Here is a 20,552-nt window from a genome sequence, read left to right as displayed (position 1 = left end):
TCCCCCTTTGCGTATCCATCTTTCTAACTGTCAAAAGAATTCTCTTAAGTTGAGGTTAGGAAGGAAGATATGCGTCTTGATAGATTCACAAGTAAGTTTCAAATCGCTATCTCTGATGCTCAGTCACTGGCGTTAGGGCGCGATCATCAATACATCGAACCAGTCCATCTTATGGTGGCTTTGCTGGATCAAAACGGTAGCCCAATTCGTCCATTGCTAACAATGTTAGATGTCGACGTTACTCAGTTACGTTCAAAGTTGAGCGAGATGTTAGACCGATTGCCAAAAGTAAGCGGTATTGGTGGTGATGTTCAATTGTCTAGTTCAATGGGGACTTTGTTTAACCTGTGTGACAAGGTGGCTCAAAAGCGTCAGGACTCTTACATCTCATCAGAAGTCTTCTTACTTGCTGCAATGGAAGACCGCGGTCCTCTTGGTCAATTGCTTAAAGAGCTCGGCTTAACTGAGCAAAAAGTTAGCCAAGCAATCGAAAAGATCAGAGGTGGTCAAAAGGTCAATGACCCCAATGCAGAAGAGCTTCGCCAAGCCTTGGAAAAGTTCACGATTGACCTTACCGAACGTGCAGAGCAGGGTAAGCTGGATCCTGTGATCGGTCGCGATGATGAAATCCGTCGAACCATTCAAGTACTGCAACGTCGAACTAAAAACAATCCTGTCATTATCGGTGAGCCGGGCGTGGGTAAAACCGCTATTGTGGAAGGTTTGGCGCAGCGCATCATTAATAATGAAGTTCCGGAAGGTCTACGCGGGCGTCGTGTGCTTTCACTAGATATGGGATCGCTCGTAGCAGGAGCGAAATATCGTGGTGAATTCGAAGAACGTTTGAAATCGGTATTGAATGAATTAGCCAAAGAAGAAGGCAACGTTATTCTCTTTATCGATGAATTACATACTATGGTCGGCGCTGGTAAAGGCGAAGGCTCTATGGATGCAGGCAATATGCTTAAACCAGCGTTGGCACGTGGCGAGCTTCACTGTGTCGGTGCAACAACATTGGATGAATATCGTCAGTATATAGAGAAAGATGCCGCACTTGAGCGTCGTTTCCAAAAAGTGCTGGTGGACGAACCTAGTGTTGAAGATACCGTTGCGATTTTGCGTGGTCTAAAAGAGCGCTATGAACTTCATCATCATGTAGAGATTACCGACCCTGCGATTGTAGCAGCGGCCAGTTTGTCACACCGTTATGTGTCAGACCGTCAATTACCAGACAAAGCGATCGACTTAATTGATGAAGCGGCTTCTAGCATTCGTTTGCAGATTGACTCCAAGCCTGAGTCACTAGACAAGCTAGAGCGTAAGATCATTCAGCTTAAAATCGAACAACAAGCATTAAGTAATGAACATGATGAAGCGAGTGAAAAACGTTTAAATGCACTTAATGAAGAGTTGGATGAAAAAGAACGCGAATACGCGGAGCTTGAAGAAGTGTGGAATGCTGAAAAAGCGGCCCTTTCTGGTACACAACATATTAAAGGTGAACTAGAGCAAGCGCGTATGGATATGGATTTTGCTCGCCGCGCTGGTGATTTAAACCGTATGTCTGAATTGCAATACGGTCGTATTCCTGAACTTGAAAAACAACTCGACCTTGCAACTCAAGCTGAGATGCAAGAGATGACGCTACTGCGCAATAAGGTGACGGACAACGAGATTGCAGAAGTACTATCTAAGCAAACGGGTATACCAGTCTCTAAAATGCTCGAAGCAGAAAAAGAAAAACTGCTCCGCATGGAAGAAGTATTGCACAAACGTGTGATTGGTCAGGCAGAAGCGGTAGAAGTGGTATCGAATGCAATCCGCCGTAGTCGAGCCGGATTATCAGATCCAAACAAACCAATTGGTTCCTTCTTATTCTTAGGCCCTACGGGGGTGGGTAAAACGGAATTGTGTAAGACACTCGCGAGCTTTATGTTCGATAGCGAAGATGCAATGGTACGTATCGACATGTCTGAATTCATGGAGAAACATTCTGTGGCAAGGTTAGTTGGTGCGCCTCCGGGTTACGTTGGTTATGAGGAGGGTGGTTATCTAACAGAAGCGGTTCGTCGCAAACCTTATTCTGTCATCCTATTAGATGAAGTAGAAAAGGCGCATCCCGATGTGTTCAATATTTTACTGCAAGTATTGGATGATGGTCGATTAACTGATGGTCAGGGTAGAACGGTTGATTTCCGTAATACTGTAGTGATCATGACATCGAACTTAGGTTCAGCTCGCATCCAAGAGAACTTTGCTACTCTGGATTACCAAGGCATTAAGAATGAAGTTATGGATGTGGTTAGTAAGCACTTCCGTCCTGAGTTTTTAAACCGTGTTGATGAAAGTGTTGTATTCCATCCGCTTGGTCAAGAGCACATAAAGTCGATTGCTTCTATTCAACTGGAACGTCTAGCTAAACGCTTAGAAGAAAAAGGTTACCAATTAGAGGTATCCGCAAAAGCCCTCGATTTGATTGCTCAAGTTGGTTTTGATCCTGTGTATGGTGCGCGACCTCTAAAACGTGCAATTCAACAGAATGTTGAGAACCCATTAGCGAAATCAATCTTGGCTGGTCAAATCTTGCCAGACAAGAAAGTGCAGCTGATTGTGAATAATGACCAAATCATCGCTCACCAGTAATTATATTAATGCAGTGAAAGTGAGACGAAGTTCAAGTTTTAGGGGGCGTAAGCCCCCTTTTTGCTCCACTTTTATCGGCTTTTGCTTGTTTTCTAATCGAACGAGTTAAAAAGGCAAGTTTTTTTGAAAAATAGGCTTGTGTTCTTAAACGAACTCCCTATAATGCGCCTCCGTTGTCACGGGAAAGCAAACAAAGCGAAGCCGAGATGACAAGGTCAGTGAGTTCGAAAGTAACTCACAGAGAAATAACTTAAAAAAGTGTTTGACACGATAAGTTATCTCGCTAAAATGGCCGTCCACTTTGAAGAGAACTTCAGAGTGTGCTCTTTAAAAATAAGAACCTATCAATCTGTGTGGGCACTCGTTGATGATAATCCAATTAGAAACTTCGGTTTCAAATTAGGTTTCAATGAACTGAGTGACCAATCAAGACTTCTTTTGGCAACATTAGGGGACTTGGCACAGTCAATTCATTATCATTCTGTTGGAATGATAATAGCTTTAAAATTACTTCTTACTTTCGAGTAAGGATGAGTTTTGAAGTCAGTATTCGTTGAGCCGAACAAAATCTTAAATTGAAGAGTTTGATCATGGCTCAGATTGAACGCTGGCGGCAGGCCTAACACATGCAAGTCGAGCGGAAACGAGTTATCTGAACCTTCGGGGAACGATAACGGCGTCGAGCGGCGGACGGGTGAGTAATGCCTAGGAAATTGCCCTGATGTGGGGGATAACCATTGGAAACGATGGCTAATACCGCATGATGCCTACGGGCCAAAGAGGGGGACCTTCGGGCCTCTCGCGTCAGGATATGCCTAGGTGGGATTAGCTAGTTGGTGAGGTAATGGCTCACCAAGGCGACGATCCCTAGCTGGTCTGAGAGGATGATCAGCCACACTGGAACTGAGACACGGTCCAGACTCCTACGGGAGGCAGCAGTGGGGAATATTGCACAATGGGCGCAAGCCTGATGCAGCCATGCCGCGTGTGTGAAGAAGGCCTTCGGGTTGTAAAGCACTTTCAGTCGTGAGGAAGGTAGTGTAGTTAATAGCTGCATTATTTGACGTTAGCGACAGAAGAAGCACCGGCTAACTCCGTGCCAGCAGCCGCGGTAATACGGAGGGTGCGAGCGTTAATCGGAATTACTGGGCGTAAAGCGCATGCAGGTGGTTTGTTAAGTCAGATGTGAAAGCCCGGGGCTCAACCTCGGAATAGCATTTGAAACTGGCAGACTAGAGTACTGTAGAGGGGGGTAGAATTTCAGGTGTAGCGGTGAAATGCGTAGAGATCTGAAGGAATACCGGTGGCGAAGGCGGCCCCCTGGACAGATACTGACACTCAGATGCGAAAGCGTGGGGAGCAAACAGGATTAGATACCCTGGTAGTCCACGCCGTAAACGATGTCTACTTGGAGGTTGTGGCCTTGAGCCGTGGCTTTCGGAGCTAACGCGTTAAGTAGACCGCCTGGGGAGTACGGTCGCAAGATTAAAACTCAAATGAATTGACGGGGGCCCGCACAAGCGGTGGAGCATGTGGTTTAATTCGATGCAACGCGAAGAACCTTACCTACTCTTGACATCCAGAGAACTTTCCAGAGATGGATTGGTGCCTTCGGGAACTCTGAGACAGGTGCTGCATGGCTGTCGTCAGCTCGTGTTGTGAAATGTTGGGTTAAGTCCCGCAACGAGCGCAACCCTTATCCTTGTTTGCCAGCGAGTAATGTCGGGAACTCCAGGGAGACTGCCGGTGATAAACCGGAGGAAGGTGGGGACGACGTCAAGTCATCATGGCCCTTACGAGTAGGGCTACACACGTGCTACAATGGCGCATACAGAGGGCAGCAAGCTAGCGATAGTGAGCGAATCCCAAAAAGTGCGTCGTAGTCCGGATTGGAGTCTGCAACTCGACTCCATGAAGTCGGAATCGCTAGTAATCGTGGATCAGAATGCCACGGTGAATACGTTCCCGGGCCTTGTACACACCGCCCGTCACACCATGGGAGTGGGCTGCAAAAGAAGTAGGTAGTTTAACCTTCGGGAGGACGCTTACCACTTTGTGGTTCATGACTGGGGTGAAGTCGTAACAAGGTAGCGCTAGGGGAACCTGGCGCTGGATCACCTCCTTATACGATGATTACTCACGATGAGTGTCCACACAGATTGATATGGTTTAAATTTCAGAGCAAAAGATTGGTTCTGCATAAAATGCTGAAGCGATTTTATGTGGGGCTATAGCTCAGCTGGGAGAGCGCTTCGCTGGCAGCGAAGAGGTCATCGGTTCGATCCCGATTAGCTCCACCACTAGCTATATTGTTTCTGCTTTTAGCAAAACAAGCTTACAGTGTCCCGTTCGTCTAGAGGCCTAGGACACCGCCCTTTCACGGCGGTAACAGGGGTTCGACTCCCCTACGGGATACCATCTTTAAGTGCATTTCTTTTAAATAAAAAGTCTTAAGTGTTCTTAAAAATGGTTACTTCATAAGAAGTGATTAGCTCTTTAACAATTTGGAAAGCTGACAAAGTAATCTTTAAGATTACTTGTAAAGTTCTCAATGTTTGTCTTTATGACAAACACCAAAAAACACATTCAGTGTTCTTGGGAATATCACTTTTACAGTGATTATTCGAAATTGAGTCCGGCAAAATCGAAATGTCTCTCGCTCATTCAAATAATGAGAGACAACTTTGGTGATTTGAACATCAACTCGAAACTCCTTCGGGTTGTATGGTTAAGTGACTAAGCGTACACGGTGGATGCCTTGGCAGTCAGAGGCGATGAAGGACGTATTAACTTGCGATAAGCCCAGATTAGGTAGTAAAAACCACTTGAGTCTGGGATTTCCGAATGGGGAAACCCACTAGCATAAGTTAGTATCGCTGCGTGAATACATAGCGCAGCGAGGCGAACCGGGGGAACTGAAACATCTAAGTACCCCGAGGAAAAGAAATCAACCGAGATTCCGAAAGTAGCGGCGAGCGAAATTGGACTAGCCCTTAAGCTTTATATGCGTTAGACGAACGGTCTGGAAAGTCCGGCAATAAAGGGTGATAGCCCCGTAGTTGACAACGCACATTCAGTGAAATCGAGTAGGGCGGGACACGTGATATCCTGTCTGAATATGGGGGGACCATCCTCCAAGGCTAAATACTACTGACTGACCGATAGTGAACCAGTACCGTGAGGGAAAGGCGAAAAGAACCCCTGTGAGGGGAGTGAAATAGAACCTGAAACCGTGTACGTACAAGCAGTAGGAGCACCTTCGTGGTGTGACTGCGTACCTTTTGTATAATGGGTCAGCGACTTATATTCAGTGGCAAGGTTAACCATCTAGGGGAGCCGTAGCGAAAGCGAGTGTTAACTGCGCGACTTAGTCGCTGGATATAGACCCGAAACCAGGTGATCTAGCCATGGGCAGGTTGAAGATTGAGTAACATCAATTGGAGGACCGAACCGACTAATGTTGAAAAATTAGCGGATGACTTGTGGCTAGGGGTGAAAGGCCAATCAAACCTGGAGATAGCTGGTTCTCCCCGAAAGCTATTTAGGTAGCGCCTCGGACGAATACTACTGGGGGTAGAGCACTGTTAAGGCTAGGGGGTCATCCCGACTTACCAACCCTTTGCAAACTCCGAATACCAGTAAGTACTATCCGGGAGACACACGGCGGGTGCTAACGTCCGTCGTGGAGAGGGAAACAACCCAGACCGCCAGCTAAGGTCCCAAATTATTACTAAGTGGGAAACGATGTGGGAAGGCTCAGACAGCCAGGATGTTGGCTTAGAAGCAGCCATCATTTAAAGAAAGCGTAATAGCTCACTGGTCGAGTCGGCCTGCGCGGAAGATGTAACGGGGCTAAGTAATAAACCGAAGCTGCGGCAATGAAGTTTACTTCATTGGGTAGGGGAGCGTTCTGTAAGCCGTTGAAGGTGTGTTGTAAAGCATGCTGGAGGTATCAGAAGTGCGAATGCTGACATGAGTAACGATAAAGGGGGTGAAAAACCTCCTCGCCGGAAGACCAAGGGTTCCTGTCCAACGTTAATCGGGGCAGGGTAAGTCGACCCCTAAGGCGAGGCCGAAAGGCGTAGTCGATGGGAAACGGGTTAATATTCCCGTACTTCTTACAATTGCGATGGGGGGACGGAGAAGGCTAGGTGGGCCTGGCGACGGTTGTCCAGGTTCAAGTGCGTAGGCTGAAGAGTTAGGTAAATCCGGCTCTTCTTAAGGCTGAGACACGACGTCGAGCTACTACGGTAGTGAAGTCATTGATGCCATGCTTCCAGGAAAAGCCTCTAAGCTTCAGATTGTAAGGAATCGTACCCCAAACCGACACAGGTGGTCGGGTAGAGAATACCAAGGCGCTTGAGAGAACTCGGGTGAAGGAACTAGGCAAAATGGTACCGTAACTTCGGGAGAAGGTACGCTCTTGATGGTGAAGTCCCTTGCGGATGGAGCTGACGAGAGTCGCAGATACCAGGTGGCTGCAACTGTTTATTAAAAACACAGCACTGTGCAAAATCGTAAGATGACGTATACGGTGTGACGCCTGCCCGGTGCCGGAAGGTTAATTGATGGGGTTAGACTTCGGTCGAAGCTCTTGATCGAAGCCCCGGTAAACGGCGGCCGTAACTATAACGGTCCTAAGGTAGCGAAATTCCTTGTCGGGTAAGTTCCGACCTGCACGAATGGCGTAATGATGGCCACGCTGTCTCCACCCGAGACTCAGTGAAATTGAAATCGCTGTGAAGATGCAGTGTACCCGCGGCTAGACGGAAAGACCCCGTGAACCTTTACTACAGCTTGGCACTGAACATTGACCCTACATGTGTAGGATAGGTGGGAGGCTTTGAAGCACAGTCGCTAGATTGTGTGGAGCCGTCCTTGAAATACCACCCTTGTAGTGTTGATGTTCTAACGTCGACCCCTAATCGGGGTTGCGGACAGTGCCTGGTGGGTAGTTTGACTGGGGCGGTCTCCTCCCAAAGAGTAACGGAGGAGCACGAAGGTGGGCTAATCACGGTTGGACATCGTGAGGTTAGTGCAATGGCATAAGCCCGCTTGACTGCGAGAATGACAATTCGAGCAGGTGCGAAAGCAGGTCATAGTGATCCGGTGGTTCTGTATGGAAGGGCCATCGCTCAACGGATAAAAGGTACTCCGGGGATAACAGGCTGATACCGCCCAAGAGTTCATATCGACGGCGGTGTTTGGCACCTCGATGTCGGCTCATCACATCCTGGGGCTGAAGTCGGTCCCAAGGGTATGGCTGTTCGCCATTTAAAGTGGTACGCGAGCTGGGTTTAGAACGTCGTGAGACAGTTCGGTCCCTATCTGCCGTGGGCGTTGGAAGATTGAAGGGGGCTGCTCCTAGTACGAGAGGACCGGAGTGGACGAACCTCTGGTGTTCGGGTTGTGTCGCCAGACGCATTGCCCGGTAGCTAAGTTCGGAATCGATAACCGCTGAAAGCATCTAAGCGGGAAGCGAGCCCTGAGATGAGTCTTCCCTGATACTTTAAGTATCCTAAAGGGTTGTTCGAGACTAGAACGTTGATAGGCAGGGTGTGTAAGCGTTGTGAGGCGTTGAGCTAACCTGTACTAATTGCCCGTGAGGCTTAACCATACAACACCCAAGGGGTTTTGATGGACTCAATGCAAGAACGATTGAATGTGTAAGAACTTAGAAACAGCTTTCCGAATTAAAGAATTTGCTTGGCGACCATAGCGATTTGGACCCACCTGACTTCCATTCCGAACTCAGAAGTGAAACGAATTAGCGCCGATGGTAGTGTGGGGTTTCCCCATGTGAGAGTAGGACATCGCCAGGCTTTAAATTTAGACTCAAGAGTCTAACCAGTGCGGAGCGGTAGTTCAGTTGGTTAGAATACCGGCCTGTCACGCCGGGGGTCGCGGGTTCGAGTCCCGTCCGCTCCGCCACTTATTCCGAGAGTCGTCTCACTAAACACGAACTACAGGGGTGTAGCTCCAATTGGCAGAGCAGCGGATTCCAAATCCGCGTGTTGGGAGTTCGAATCTCTCCACCCCTGCCATATCTAAGGCTCTAGCAGAAATGCTGGAGCCTTTTCGTTTTTATCACTTCTACAAGTGATATTAGGATAACTTGGCGCCCCTTGGAGCGTAGTCCGCTTGGCTGCATTTCCTATCGAATCTCCGGAGTGCCGACCCAGTCCATCCCAGTCATATTCGAAAACCTCGATAGAAATATTGAGCCTTTCTTGTATTTGTGTCTTTGCCAAGCAGGCGCAAATTTGGCGGTAATGGCACCGTCAGACGAATCGAGCTTCTGCTCCCTCATTAAATTGTAACTCTTACTTATGTCTTGCGGTATGTGCGCCATTTTGTAGTGCATAGCTAGCGCTCAACGTGATTAGAAGGTGACTTCCTGTTATCATCGGCGCTGAATTCTAATAATTAGGAAGTAATGTTATGCCACATCTTCGATTTCGCGCAGTAGAGCCTCAAACCGTTCAAGCTTTATCAAAGCCTCTTACTGACGAATTACAGCCATTAATGGAATGTCCTCGTGAAGACTTCACGTTTGAATACATCTACAGTACTTTCTTCAGTGAAGGTGAAGTAAGCAGTGCATATCCTTTTGTTGAAGTTCTGTGGTTTGACCGTGGGCAAGATACGCAGGATAAAGTTGCGAAGGCGATTACTCAGCAAGTACGTGGTGTTGTTGGTGCCGATATCGATGTTGCGGTAATTTTTTCTGCGCTCTCTCCAAATGCCTACTATGATAATGGTGAGCACTACTAAGGGATACGCATGATGAGGCTGAGTCTTTCTTTTTGTTTAAGTTTTCTATTCTCAGCTTCACTTTACGCGACCCCGTGGGAGCAGGTCTCTGGTCCCACAAATAACCCATCCTCTTCCATTGGTAGTTATGCGAATGGCTGTTTGGATGGAGCATCCCCTCTCCCTTTAAATGGCATTGGCTATCAGGTCCTACGTAGTAAGACGAAACGTTACTATGGGCATCCTCATACTATTAGCTTTGTTGAAGAATTGGCAAAGCAAGCAAATCACGACCTTAATACGACACTGCTTATTGGTGACTTGTCTTTAGCTCGTGGTGGACGTTTCTCTTCGGGTCACACGAGCCACCAAACAGGGCTAGACATAGATATTTGGCTACGTTTAGCTGATGAGCCGCTTTCTTATAATGAGTTGCAGTTGCCGAAGCCAATTAGCGTCGTTGATCTTAAAAAATACAAGATTCTAGAGCATCGCTGGGAAGATCGACACTTTGAAATTATTCGAAGCGCAGCTCAAAATGAAGACGTAGCTAGGATCTTTGTTCATCCAGTGATCAAAGAGCAATTATGTAAACAGGAAAATGCGAGTGAGCGTAATTGGCTACGTAAGGTTCGACCTTGGTGGGGGCATCATTATCACTTTCATGTAAGGTTGAGTTGTCCGACATCAAGCGCTAACTGTGTGGATCAAGCACCACCTCCTGCTGGTGATGGTTGTGGTGCTGAGCTTGCAAGTTGGAAACCGAAGGCAACCCCACCTCCAGTTAAAAAGAATGCAACTAAGATTCCGCCTAAACCTAAGAAGAGAAAGATCATTCCTTCTCGATGTCTGCCTCTAATCACTAAACGCTAACCCTTACTTTTTCTCATTCGGGCTAAAAGTTCTTATTTGTATCTCTTTTATGAAACTGGAGAAACATCATAGTTTTGTCTACATTGAATAGTACCAGTATCAAAACTAATCAGATTAGTTTTGTTGGCATATTATAGAAATCTAAAATAAACACAGAGTTGCAGGTGTTACACAAGTAGTGGCAACTGAGTTTTTAAAAGATCTTTCGTCGCGATTCTCTGATTTCTTAGCAATATGTCTGTTGGTTGGTAAAGGATAAACGACAACGCAGACAAGTGTATTTAGGTGGGGGATGGAAGCTTAATCCCATCGAAGAGTTAATCAAGGATAAAACCATGACTATGATTTGTGCAAAAGAATTTGCAGAGTGGTTAAGACACAGATTTAGCAGTGATAATAAAGGGGTCTTTTTGACTCGAGAGGATGTTAATCACCTGACTGGACGCCAACGTCTTGATCCAGGGTTTGTTAATGATGTGCATTACGAACTAATGCAATATGGGATGGCTTTCGTTACTGATACGAGTCGGGAAAGCTTCTATTTGATACCGGTTTCTCAAGCTGAAAACTGGCGCGAAAGGCTAGAATATCATTTCGAGAAAGAGCTGTTCTGCAATATCATCCCTATCGAAAAATCGGGTTAAAAAAAGGTTCAACTTTGAATGCAAAGTTGAACCTCTTTCAAATTACGCTAACCCTTGAATAATTACAAACTTCTCTAGCAATTGCTCATCTGTTTCTACATGATTCGGGTCGGTGATAATGCATTTCGTAATAGGACACACTGACTGGCATGTTGGCTTTTCGTAGTGACCTTTACACTCTGTACATAGAGCAGGGTCAATCTCGAAAATGCTGTCACCCATAGTAATAGCACCGTTAGGGCATTCTGGGTCACACATATCACAGTTGATGCACTTATCGGTAATAAGTAGTGCCATGATTACTTACCAGTTGGGTTACGGGTATCCTGACCTGCATTTAAGTTACGCATCAACAGGCCGTATTCCAGATCCATATCTTCTGGTACTGGGATGAATACGAAGTGGCCGTTACCTTTTGCGTCTTCAATTGATTCTGACTTACGGTTTTCCATCGCTTCTAGCGTAAAGATTACGTTACCTTTTGGCGTCATTAGCTCTAGGCTATCACCAACGATGAACTTATTCTTAACTTCAACTTCTACCATGTCACCACGGCGCTTACCTGTGAACTCACCAACGAATTGCTGAGCATCTGATACAGAGTAGCCGTAGTCATAGTTTTGGTAGCTGTCGTGTGTATGACGGCGAAGGAAGCCTTCTGTGTAACCACGGTGAGCTAGGCTCTCCAATGTGCCCATTAGGCTTTCATCGAATGGCTTGCCAGCGACCGCATCATCGATTGCTTTACGGTAAACCTGTGCAGTACGAGCACAGTAGTAGAACGACTTAGTACGACCTTCGATCTTCAATGAATGAACGCCCATTTTAGTTAGGCGCTCAACGTGTTGGATTGCGCGAAGATCTTTCGAGTTCATGATGTAAGTACCATGCTCGTCTTCGAACGCTGCCATTTTTTCTTCAGGGCGGTGCGCTTCAGAAAGCAGAACTACTTCATCGGTTGGTTTGCCGCGACCGATGGTTGTCTCAGGACGCTCGTCAGCGACTTCGATTGCTTGCGTTTCCGTTGGGTCAAATTTTTCTACGATATCGCCAGTGTCGTTTTCTTTGCCTTCTTCTACTTTGTATTCCCAACGGCATGCGTTAGTGCAAGTACCTTGGTTAGGGTCACGTTTGTTGATGTAACCAGACAGTAGGCAGCGACCAGAGTAAGCCATGCATAGAGCACCGTGAACGAAAACTTCTAATTCAGTTTCAGGACAGTGCTCACGAATTTCTTCGATTTCTTCTAGAGAAAGCTCACGAGAAACGATCACACGTTCAACGCCGTTTGCAGCCCAGAACTTCACTGTTGCCCAGTTTACTGCGTTCGCCTGTACAGACAGGTGGATTGGCATTTCTGGGAACGCTTCGCGAACCATCATGATAAGACCTGGATCAGACATGATAAGTGCGTCTGGGCCCATTTCTACCACAGGTTTAAGGTCGCGGATGAAAGTTTTAAGCTTAGAGTTGTGCGGTTGGATGTTACATACCACGTAAAGCTTTTTGCCTAGGGCATGCGCTTCGTTGATACCAATTTGTAGGTTTTCGTGGTTGAACTCGTTGTTACGTACACGAAGGCTGTAGCGAGGTTGGCCTGCGTAAACTGCATCTGCGCCGTAGGCGAATGCGTAACGCATATTTTTAAGGCTACCTGCTGGGGATAGTAGCTCAGGTACGAATACTTTCTCTGTTGTCATTGCTCAATTCTCTTATATCTGATCACAAGTCAGGCCAATTCCACCTCATGGAAATGGGGCGCAAATTTTACGTCAAAATGTGACCTGTGACTAGGAGAATTATGGTTCAGACAAACAAACGCCCTCAAAAAAAGTGAGGGCGTTATGGTTGATCTTTGTGCGAAATTAAGCGTTAGGGTTTGGCAGGCCGCCCAATGCTTCGTACAGATTTGGTAGGAACGCGCTGAACTCGCCACACATCAGAGAGAAGTCTGCATCGAAGCGAGCTGCTTGATCTTCACGCGGGATATCGTCGTTTTGATCTTTAAGTTCGTCGGAGAACTTAAGACGTTTGATGCCTGAATCTTCTGCCATGATGAATTCGATACGATCTTGCCAGTTTAGTGCTAGCTTAGTCACCACCTTATCTGCAGCAATGTGGTTGCGGATTTCATCAGTTGTCAGTTCTTGCTTCTTACAACGAATCACACCGCCTTCTTCTAGCACAGACTTAAGCTCTGCTTCGTCCATCATAGAAATGCCTTGTGGCGTGTCGCCAGTTTTCACCCATTCAGTCAAGGTCGTTTCAATCGCGACTTCAGGGATTGCAGGCACAACAGGTAGGCTACCCATTGTTTTACGTAAAAGTGCCAATACATCTTCTGCTTTTTTGTAGCTGCTTGCATCAACAAGGATGAAGCCTTCTTTTGGCATGATAAGCACGTGAGTGTGGCTACTGCGACTAAATGCGCGTGGTAGTAGATCCATCACGATGTCATCTTTGAGGTTGTCCTTCTCTTTCTTCTTGAGTGGGCGACCTTCTTGCGCTTCCATTGCTTCAACTTTGGCATTCAATGAATCTTTGATCACTGATGCAGGAAGCATTTTCTCTTCTTTCTTAGCGCAAACAAGAATGCGGTTTTCAGAAACGTGCGTCATCATGTCGCCGTGTCTGCCCATTGCACTAACCCAACCAAATTTTTGTTTATCTTGGCTGCCACAAGGGGTAAATCGGAACTCTGAAAGTTGAGTTTCTAGTTGATCGGCGTTGAAGCTAACCTCACGGTTAACACGGTATACCAGACAGTTTTTAAACCACATAAATCTTCTCTAGGCTTGATGACAAGGGACTAATCATAGGGAATTTTCCCACTGATGTCCTAATAGAATTGAAAAAGATCACGATGAATCTCAAAAGAAACTTATATGAAAATTTGTTTTCAAAGGTCACAAAAGTGTCATAATTGGTAGTAATAATGCTTATGCATAGAGGGGCGCTTTGTCCTTTAAATTCATTAGCTCAACTCACATAAGGTTATTCAATTATGTCTAGAAGGATTCTGGTTGTTGAAGACGAAGCTCCGATTCGCGAAATGCTATGCTTCGTGCTTGAACAGAAAGGTTATCAAGCAGTAGAAGCAGAAGATTACGACTCTGCGGTAACCAAACTGGCTGAACCCTTCCCGGATTTAGTGCTACTAGACTGGATGCTACCAGGTGGCAGTGGTATTAACTTCATCAAACACATGAAGCGTGAAGAGTTAACGCGCAACATTCCCGTTGTGATGCTGACTGCTCGTGGTGAAGAAGAAGACAAAGTGCGCGGCTTAGAAGTTGGTGCGGATGACTACATCACGAAACCTTTCTCACCAAAAGAGTTGGTTGCTCGTCTTAAGGCCGTTATTCGCCGCGTGACGCCGACTGCGCTTGAAGATGTGATTGATGTACAAGGTCTGAAATTGGATCCTGTTTCTCACCGTGTGACCGCAAATGATGAAGCGGTTGATATGGGACCAACAGAGTTCAAAATGCTGCACTTCTTTATGACGCACCAAGAGCGTGTTTACAGTCGTGAACAACTGCTAAACAACGTTTGGGGCACCAACGTGTATGTTGAAGACCGTACGGTTGACGTACATATTCGTCGTCTGCGTAAAGCGCTTGAGGCGGCAGGTCACGACAAACTCATCCAAACTGTTCGTGGTGCAGGTTACCGTTTCTCGACGAAGGCATAACATCGTTAGCAGCTTATCAATACCATTTCTGGAGTTATGAGTGGTTGAAAGATTAACTTGGAAAAAGCTGGCCTGGGAGCTGGCTTTTTTTTACACCCCTTGGGTGATCATAGGATGGATATTCGGTTATATGCCGTGGTTGCTTTTAGCTGCCACGGCTTTGCAGCTTGTCTGGCATCTGCATAATCAGGTTCGCTTATCGGCTTGGTTATGGGATGAAAAGCGTCTGACTCCACCATCAGGTAGTGGTAACTGGGAATCTTTGTTTAACGGTTTATACCGCTTACAACAACGTCAGCGTCGAAAACGTAAAGAGCTCACCAATTTAATTCGCCGTTTCCGTAATGGTGCTGAATCGCTACCGGATGCGGTAGTGGTTTTTCGTGCTGAAGGCAATATTGTGTGGTGTAACAAGCTTGCGCAGCACCTTTTAGGATTCCACTGGCCAGAAGATTCTGGACAGCCTATTTCTAATCTCATCCGTACTCCTGATTTTATCAAGTACATCAACAAGCAAGATTTCTCTGAGCCGCTAGAAATGCGTTCGCCGCTCAACGTCGAACGTATGTTGGAATTGCGTATCGTGCCTTACACCGAAGGCGAGCACTTGATGGTGGTACGTGATGTGAGCCAACTTAAACAGCTTGAAGGTATGCGCCGTAACTTTTTCGCTAACGTATCTCATGAACTGCGTACCCCAATGACGGTACTGCAAGGTTATTTAGAGATGACGGAAGATCCAGACATGATCGTTGGTCCAATGTGGAGTAAAGCACATGGTGTAATGACCGAGCAGCTAAACCGAATGAACAGTTTGGTGAACCAGTTATTAACGCTGTCTAAGATCGAAGCGGCACCAATGCATGAGCTAGAAGAAGTTGTGAACGTACCAAGTATGTTAGAAGTGCTTGAGAAAGAAGCGGTCAGTTTGAGTGGTGATGATCAGCACCAGTTGACGTTCGATGTTGATTCTAGCTTACGTGTCCTTGGTGATGATGACCAGTTACGCAGTGCTATCTCCAACTTGGTTTACAACGCGGTGAAGTACACCCCTCCAGGTGCTCACGTTAATGTCCGTTGGTATCAAACCGCGCAAGGCGCGTGTCTGGAAGTGGAGGATAGCGGTGATGGTATTGAGCCACAACACTTACATCGATTGACGGAACGTTTCTATCGCGTGGATAAAGCACGCTCTCGTGATACGGGGGGCAGTGGTCTCGGTCTGGCCATCGTGAAGCACGCATTGAGCCACCATGACTCTCACCTCGAAATCTACAGTGAAGTTGGTGTCGGCAGTAAGTTCTCCTTCATCCTACCAAGTCGTTTGGTGGTGAAGTAATGAGTGTCATATCCAAAGCTATTAAAAAAATCACTCTAGCCACGTTAGTGTTTTCTAGCGTGGTTGTTGCACAAGATAAACCGCTGCCGAATTATCAAAAGACAACGGGGATTGCGGGCAACTTATTGTCTGTCGGCTCGGATACGCTAGCGGGCATGACAACGCTTTGGGTGGAAGAGTTTAAATCTATCTACCCGAACATTAATGCTCAGGTTCAAGCTTCTGGCTCATCGACTGCGCCGCCGGCGTTAACGGAACAAACGGCGCAATTCGGTCCAATGAGTCGTGCTATGCGTATGCGTGAAATCGAAGCATTTGAGCGTGTGCATGGTTACAAGCCAACGGCACTTCGTGTTGCTATTGATGCGATTGGCATCTTCGTTCATCAAGACAATCCAATCAAAGGGCTTAATTTCCATCAGTTGGATGCGATGTTCTCTGCGACATTGCGCTGCGGTGAAAGTGAGTTCACCACTAACTGGCGTGAGTTAGGCATCAAAGCCGAGTGGGCGAAACGTAATCTGCAGTTGTTTGGACGTAACTCGGTATCGGGCACTTACGGTTACTTCAAAAGTAATGCCTTATGTGGTGGTGATTTTAAAACTCGTGTGAATGAACAACCTGGATCAGCGTCAGTAGTGCAGTCTGTGGCATCTACGATTAGCGGTGTTGGTTACTCCGGTGTAGGTTATCGCGTGGCGGGTGTTCGTTTAGTCCCAATTGCAAAAACAGGCACAGACTATGTTAGCCCAGTACGTGAAAATATTATTTCAGGTAAGTACCCACTATCACGTTACCTATATGTATACGTAAATAAACATCCGGATTATCCATTAAGTCCTATTGAAGCGGAATTCATTCGCTTTATGTTCTCTGCCCAAGGACAAGCGCTGGTCGCGAAAGACGGTTATGTTCCGATTACTGCTGATTTTGCTGCAGAGGAATTAAAAAAGGTCGGTTTATAAGCCGACCTTATTCTTTCTTGACGTTAGTCGCTAGAAGCTTAACTCCCATCCTGCGCTTTCCCAGCGTTGCTGTTCTTCCTGCAAATCGGCATCGAGCAGTTTGTTATTCTCCAACCAATCTTCTTCTACGCAGGTAAGTACCCACTTATCTTCTTGTATCGATAGTGTAAGCTCTGGTAGCGGGTCATCATTGCGTTGACCGTTGACCACAATAGCTAGACGCAGAACCTTAATTAAGTTGATGATGTCACTCTCTTTGTAGAGGTTAAACTCTGGGAACTCATTCAACTTAAGAGATTTACGTTGGAAGCGAGCCAAGGTCGCCAAAACGAGCTGTTGTTCGCGGTTAAAGCCCGGTAAGTTGGAATGCAGCAGAATGTAGAACGAGTGACGATGGAAACCGCGTAGACTGATGCTCAAGCCGACTTCATGCAGCAAAGCTGCCCATTCCAGTAAATCAAACAGCTCACTCTTCTTCTTGATTCCAAGTTCAGAACGAACATTGCATAGCATTTCCCGTGCATGACCTTTTACGCGAGCCGCATGTTCGATATCGACGCGATGTTGTTTGGCTAAATTCTCAGTCGTACGCATTCGAATATCAGACCGAGCAAAGCGTTCTTCCATTTCGTACAGCAAGCCTTCTCGTAATGCGCCATCGGAGAAGAACATCTGATTGATTTTGAGCGAGTGGAATATCGCAGACAAGATAGCGACACCAGCAGCAAAAACCGGTTTGCGTTCGTCAGTCAGGCCGACCAGCTCTATATCATCAATGGATTCAAACTCGCACAGTGTGTCAATAAGCTTGCCTAAACGCTTGTTGGTGATCAGTCCATCTTCATGGCCAAGACCAATTAATACTTCACGAATTGCTTTGATGGTCCCTGAGGAGCCTAGTGCGATATCCCAGCCTTTCTTACGATATTTGTTGGCAATGGATTCCATGCTTTGTTCGGCGGCCAGAATCGCTTTGCTAAAGTTTTTACGAGACAACTTGCCATTGTTGAAAAATTGTTCGGTAAAGCTCACACACCCCATTTGTTTACTGTTGAGTAACTCGGGCTCGAACTCTTGGCCAATGATCATTTCCGTACTGCCGCCGCCAATATCAACCACCAGTTTTGAGTTCGATTCGACTTGGGTGTGGGCGACACCCAGATAAATAAGGCGAGCTTCTTCTTCGCCGGGAATGATTTCAATAGGGAAGGGTAAAACGTCTTTGGCTCGCTGGATAAATAAGTGAGCGTTACTGGCTCGCCTTAAAGTGTGAGTTGCGGCAATTCTTACATTCGACGCCTCAAAGCCTTGCAGTCGCTCTGCGAACATGACGAGACATTCGAGGCCACGCTCCATTGCCGCATGGCTGAGATTGAGTTCTGAATCGAGTCCAGCGGCTAACCGGACACGTTGTTTATGGCGACTGACAAGTTGAAGATCACTACCGACAACTTTCGCTACCACCATATGGAAACTGTTTGACCCGAGGTCAATGGCAGCGATATGGCGTACATCTTGTTCAAGTATTTGAGGCATCTGCTTTTTGTTTTCTTATTTGCTTCTCTATATTTTTAAGATAGTCGTAGATGGCAACTTGTGAGCGAACTTTTTTACGATTACCGCGTGGTACGTAAGCATTACTCATCTCTTTATCTATCAGGCGAGCCTTTACTGTATCGGTAAAGTGGATGTTAGTTATATCAATAATTCTTTGTTTCAAACGTGGATCACGTACGGGGGCTGCAACTTCAATACGATGATCGATATTTCGAGTCATCCAGTCCGCTGAGGATATGTACACCTGTGGGTCACCGTCATTGTGAGTAATCACGACGCGAGGGTGCTCTAGGAAGCGATCGACGATACTGATGATCCGAATGTTTTCACTCACTCCCTCAATCCCTGGAACCAATGAGCACATGCCTCGGATGATCATATTGATTTTCACTCCAGCATTGCTCGCTCCATAAAGTTTATTGACGATGCCTTTGTCGACCAAGTTATTGACTTTTATCGTCAGTGCCGCTTTCTTTCCGGCTCTTGCATTGGCAATTTCGCCATCAATAAGACGGTAAAGTTGCGTTCGCGAATTACGTGGAGAAACGATCAAATGATTAAACTTTACTGGGCGATACGGGTTTTCGATGTAGCCGAACACATTGCGCACTTCATTAGTAATTTCCTGATCGGCAGTAAGCAGGGAAAAGTCGGTGTAAATACGTGCGGTTTTTTCATGAAAGTTTCCAGTCCCTATGTGGGCGTAACGTACAATTTCACCTTCTTCACGGCGGCTAATCAGTAGCAGTTTTGAGTGGATTTTTAGACCTGGAGCACCAAAGATCACGTGCACCCCGGCATCGGTAAGCACTTTAGACCACTCAATATTGGCTTCTTCATCAAAGCGAGCTTGCAGTTCCACAACGACGGTGACACTTTTACCGTTATGCACTGCATCAATCAGTGAGTTCATGAGGCGAGAGTCTTTCGCCACTCGATAGATGTTTATCTTGATGCTAAGAACTTTAGGATCGAAAGAGGCTTGTCGTACTAACTCAGAAATATGATCAAAGGTGTGGTACGGATAGTAGAGTAATATGTCTTTGGCTTTGATCGCTTCAAAGCTGTTTGCGTAGCCTTCAAAATCCGCACATTTCATCGGCGGCATCGGCTTGTTTTCTAAGTAATCTCGACCAACGTTAGGAAAGCCAATAAAGTCTTTGAAGTTGTGGTAACGCCCACCAGGGATCAAATTATCGTAATTTGATATGCCTAATTTATCGCATAAGAAACTCAGCATTTTTTGTGGCATGTCACGTTCATAAACAAAACGAACTGGCATTGCGGTCAGGCGTTGGTTAACGCCTTCTGACATTTGCTCGAGTAAGCTGTATTCGACTTCATTACGTAAGTCATACTCGGCGTCGCGAGTCATTTTCATTGCATAGCCGTTCAACTCATCGTATTCGAAAAAGCCTTTAAAGAGTTCATCGAGGCAATAACGGATGATATTGTCGAGTAAGATGATGGTTTTGCGTCGCTTGCCTTTTTGTTCCGGTACCATGACGAAGCGAGGCAAGTGGTCGGTCGGGATTTCGAGCAAAGCATATTGGGAATGTTCTTCTTTGCGCAGTTCAACCGTGATGTAGGCGTATTCGTCTTTAAGGAACTGCAACACATCGATGTCATCTTTGATCAGTAAAGGGGTGATATGTGGCATGACTTCTTTGCGGAAGTATTTGGTGATCCAACGCTTTTGCGTATCATCGAGTTGGTTTTCGTTAACTAAGAAAATACGGCGTCGTGCCATTTCTCTGATCAAATCACCGTACAGTTCGTCGAATTGTTCGTTAAGCTTCAACGCTTTGGTTTGCATCTTAGTTAACAAGTGCTTAGAGTTGTCGCTTCCTCCTCGTTCTTGGCTGATCAAGATCCGACGTTTTACGTCAGCAAAGCGCACTTTGTAGAATTCATCTAAGTTATTAGAGAAGATCCCAAGAAAGCGAATTCGTTCAATGAGAGGGACGGTTTTGTCGGCAGCTTCTTGCAGTACTCGTTCGTTGAAAGATAACCAACTCAGTTCTTTTTCTATATATAGTTTTTCTGCGCTCATAACCTTACCTAGCCTAAAAAAGAAGTAAATC

At 46.2% G+C, this 20,552-nt stretch carries 12 protein-coding genes, 4 tRNA genes and 3 rRNA genes; 14 read left to right on the top strand and 5 right to left on the bottom strand.

The annotated features are described in order from the left end of the window. Nucleotides 1–69 precede the first annotated feature (69 nt). The 11 genes from clpB to C1S74_RS08115 all read left to right on the top strand — a co-directional run bounded on the left by clpB (nucleotide 70) and on the right by C1S74_RS08115 (nucleotide 10,913). Nucleotides 70–2,643 carry an ATP-dependent chaperone ClpB gene (gene clpB, locus C1S74_RS08175; protein WP_045400219.1) on the top strand — a complete coding sequence of 858 codons (2,574 nt, stop codon included), beginning with the start codon at nucleotides 70–72 and terminating at the stop codon, nucleotides 2,641–2,643. A 572-nt stretch (nucleotides 2,644–3,215) separates the two neighbouring features. Further along, nucleotides 3,216–4,768 (top strand): 16S ribosomal RNA (locus tag C1S74_RS08165). A 99-nt stretch (nucleotides 4,769–4,867) separates the two neighbouring features. Next, a tRNA-Ala gene (locus tag C1S74_RS08160) sits at nucleotides 4,868–4,943 on the top strand. 42 nt (nucleotides 4,944–4,985) lie between these two features. Then, nucleotides 4,986–5,061, top strand: a tRNA-Glu gene (locus tag C1S74_RS08155). A 308-nt stretch (nucleotides 5,062–5,369) separates the two neighbouring features. After that, nucleotides 5,370–8,260: ribosomal RNA gene (locus tag C1S74_RS08150) — 23S ribosomal RNA — on the top strand. Between the two features lie 88 nt (nucleotides 8,261–8,348). Then, nucleotides 8,349–8,465, top strand: a 5S ribosomal RNA gene (rrf, locus tag C1S74_RS08145). The 16S, 23S and 5S rRNA genes sit together here with 4 tRNA genes alongside, the layout of an rRNA operon. A 32-nt stretch (nucleotides 8,466–8,497) precedes the next feature. Continuing rightward, nucleotides 8,498–8,574 (top strand) — tRNA-Asp (locus C1S74_RS08140). A 36-nt stretch (nucleotides 8,575–8,610) separates the two neighbouring features. Next, nucleotides 8,611–8,687, top strand: a tRNA-Trp gene (locus C1S74_RS08135). Between the two features lie 397 nt (nucleotides 8,688–9,084). Then, nucleotides 9,085–9,417, top strand: coding sequence for a DUF1904 domain-containing protein (locus tag C1S74_RS08125; protein WP_045399975.1), 333 nt, complete (start codon nucleotides 9,085–9,087; stop codon nucleotides 9,415–9,417). Between the two features lie 12 nt (nucleotides 9,418–9,429). After that, a complete protein-coding gene (mepA, locus tag C1S74_RS08120) occupies nucleotides 9,430–10,269 on the top strand; it encodes a penicillin-insensitive murein endopeptidase (RefSeq protein ID WP_045400205.1) in 840 nt (279 codons plus the stop codon). 335 nt (nucleotides 10,270–10,604) lie between these two features. Beyond that, complete coding sequence (locus tag C1S74_RS08115) at nucleotides 10,605–10,913, top strand: hypothetical protein (RefSeq protein WP_045400207.1); 309 nt, start codon at nucleotides 10,605–10,607, stop codon at nucleotides 10,911–10,913. Nucleotides 10,914–10,955: 42 nt separating this feature from the next. Here the strand turns inward: C1S74_RS08115 and C1S74_RS08110 are convergent, their stop codons facing one another. The 3 genes from C1S74_RS08110 to rdgC form a co-directional block, all read right to left on the bottom strand. Continuing rightward, on the bottom strand, nucleotides 10,956–11,210 hold the full coding sequence (locus C1S74_RS08110) for a YfhL family 4Fe-4S dicluster ferredoxin (protein WP_042606310.1): 255 nt from the start codon (nucleotides 11,208–11,210) through the stop codon (nucleotides 10,956–10,958). Between the two features lie 2 nt (nucleotides 11,211–11,212). Continuing rightward, entirely contained in the window at nucleotides 11,213–12,613 is a 1,401-nt protein-coding gene (trhP, locus tag C1S74_RS08105; protein WP_045399978.1) for a prephenate-dependent tRNA uridine(34) hydroxylase TrhP, read from the bottom strand. Nucleotides 12,614–12,778: 165 nt separating this feature from the next. Beyond that, entirely contained in the window at nucleotides 12,779–13,693 is a 915-nt protein-coding gene (gene rdgC, locus C1S74_RS08100) for a recombination-associated protein RdgC (RefSeq protein WP_038878364.1), read from the bottom strand. A gap of 224 nt (nucleotides 13,694–13,917) precedes the next feature. Here rdgC and phoB point away from each other — a divergent pair, with 224 nt between their 5' ends. The 3 genes from phoB to C1S74_RS08085 are packed head-to-tail and all read left to right on the top strand — an operon-like array spanning nucleotide 13,918 to nucleotide 16,911. Continuing rightward, a complete protein-coding gene (phoB, locus tag C1S74_RS08095) occupies nucleotides 13,918–14,607 on the top strand; it encodes a phosphate regulon transcriptional regulator PhoB (RefSeq protein ID WP_005424836.1) in 690 nt (229 codons plus the stop codon). A 40-nt stretch (nucleotides 14,608–14,647) separates the two neighbouring features. After that, the gene (gene phoR / locus C1S74_RS08090; protein ID WP_045399982.1) at nucleotides 14,648–15,946 is read left to right on the top strand and encodes a phosphate regulon sensor histidine kinase PhoR; all 1,299 of its coding nucleotides are present in this window, start codon (nucleotides 14,648–14,650) and stop codon (nucleotides 15,944–15,946) included. After that, a complete protein-coding gene (locus C1S74_RS08085; RefSeq protein ID WP_045399984.1) occupies nucleotides 15,946–16,911 on the top strand; it encodes a PstS family phosphate ABC transporter substrate-binding protein in 966 nt (321 codons plus the stop codon). Before phoR ends, C1S74_RS08085 begins: the two co-directional genes overlap by 1 nt. A 30-nt stretch (nucleotides 16,912–16,941) precedes the next feature. Here C1S74_RS08085 and ppx read toward each other — a convergent pair whose 3' ends face one another. Together ppx and ppk1 are read right to left on the bottom strand one after the other, a co-directional pair. Next, complete coding sequence (gene ppx / locus C1S74_RS08080; RefSeq protein ID WP_045399986.1) at nucleotides 16,942–18,447, bottom strand: exopolyphosphatase; 1,506 nt, start codon at nucleotides 18,445–18,447, stop codon at nucleotides 16,942–16,944. Next, nucleotides 18,431–20,521 (bottom strand): polyphosphate kinase 1, encoded by a 2,091-nt coding sequence (ppk1, locus tag C1S74_RS08075; RefSeq protein ID WP_045399988.1) that lies wholly within the window; start codon nucleotides 20,519–20,521, stop codon nucleotides 18,431–18,433. The genes ppx and ppk1 overlap by 17 nt, the downstream gene beginning before the upstream one ends. Nucleotides 20,522–20,552 lie beyond the last annotated feature (31 nt).

Source organism: Vibrio hyugaensis, assembly GCF_002906655.1.
Classification (GTDB): domain Bacteria; phylum Pseudomonadota; class Gammaproteobacteria; order Enterobacterales; family Vibrionaceae; genus Vibrio; species Vibrio hyugaensis.
Note: the sequence above shows the minus strand (reverse complement) of the source record. Positions and strands in the feature narration are given on the sequence as shown.

Excerpts from the sequence above, each read along its gene's own strand:
- trhP (WP_045399978.1), bottom strand. The coding sequence starts at position 12,613 with ATGACAACAGAGAAAGTATTCGTACCTGAGCTACTATCCCCAGCAGGT.
- C1S74_RS08125 (WP_045399975.1), top strand. The coding sequence starts at position 9,085 with ATGCCACATCTTCGATTTCGCGCAGTAGAGCCTCAAACCGTTCAAGCT.
- phoB (WP_005424836.1), top strand. The coding sequence starts at position 13,918 with ATGTCTAGAAGGATTCTGGTTGTTGAAGACGAAGCTCCGATTCGCGAA.
- clpB (WP_045400219.1), top strand. The coding sequence starts at position 70 with ATGCGTCTTGATAGATTCACAAGTAAGTTTCAAATCGCTATCTCTGAT.
- ppx (WP_045399986.1), bottom strand. The coding sequence starts at position 18,447 with ATGCCTCAAATACTTGAACAAGATGTACGCCATATCGCTGCCATTGAC.
- C1S74_RS08085 (WP_045399984.1), top strand. The coding sequence starts at position 15,946 with ATGAGTGTCATATCCAAAGCTATTAAAAAAATCACTCTAGCCACGTTA.
- rdgC (WP_038878364.1), bottom strand. The coding sequence starts at position 13,693 with ATGTGGTTTAAAAACTGTCTGGTATACCGTGTTAACCGTGAGGTTAGC.
- C1S74_RS08110 (WP_042606310.1), bottom strand. The coding sequence starts at position 11,210 with ATGGCACTACTTATTACCGATAAGTGCATCAACTGTGATATGTGTGAC.
- mepA (WP_045400205.1), top strand. The coding sequence starts at position 9,430 with ATGAGGCTGAGTCTTTCTTTTTGTTTAAGTTTTCTATTCTCAGCTTCA.
- ppk1 (WP_045399988.1), bottom strand. The coding sequence starts at position 20,521 with ATGAGCGCAGAAAAACTATATATAGAAAAAGAACTGAGTTGGTTATCT.
- C1S74_RS08115 (WP_045400207.1), top strand. The coding sequence starts at position 10,605 with ATGACTATGATTTGTGCAAAAGAATTTGCAGAGTGGTTAAGACACAGA.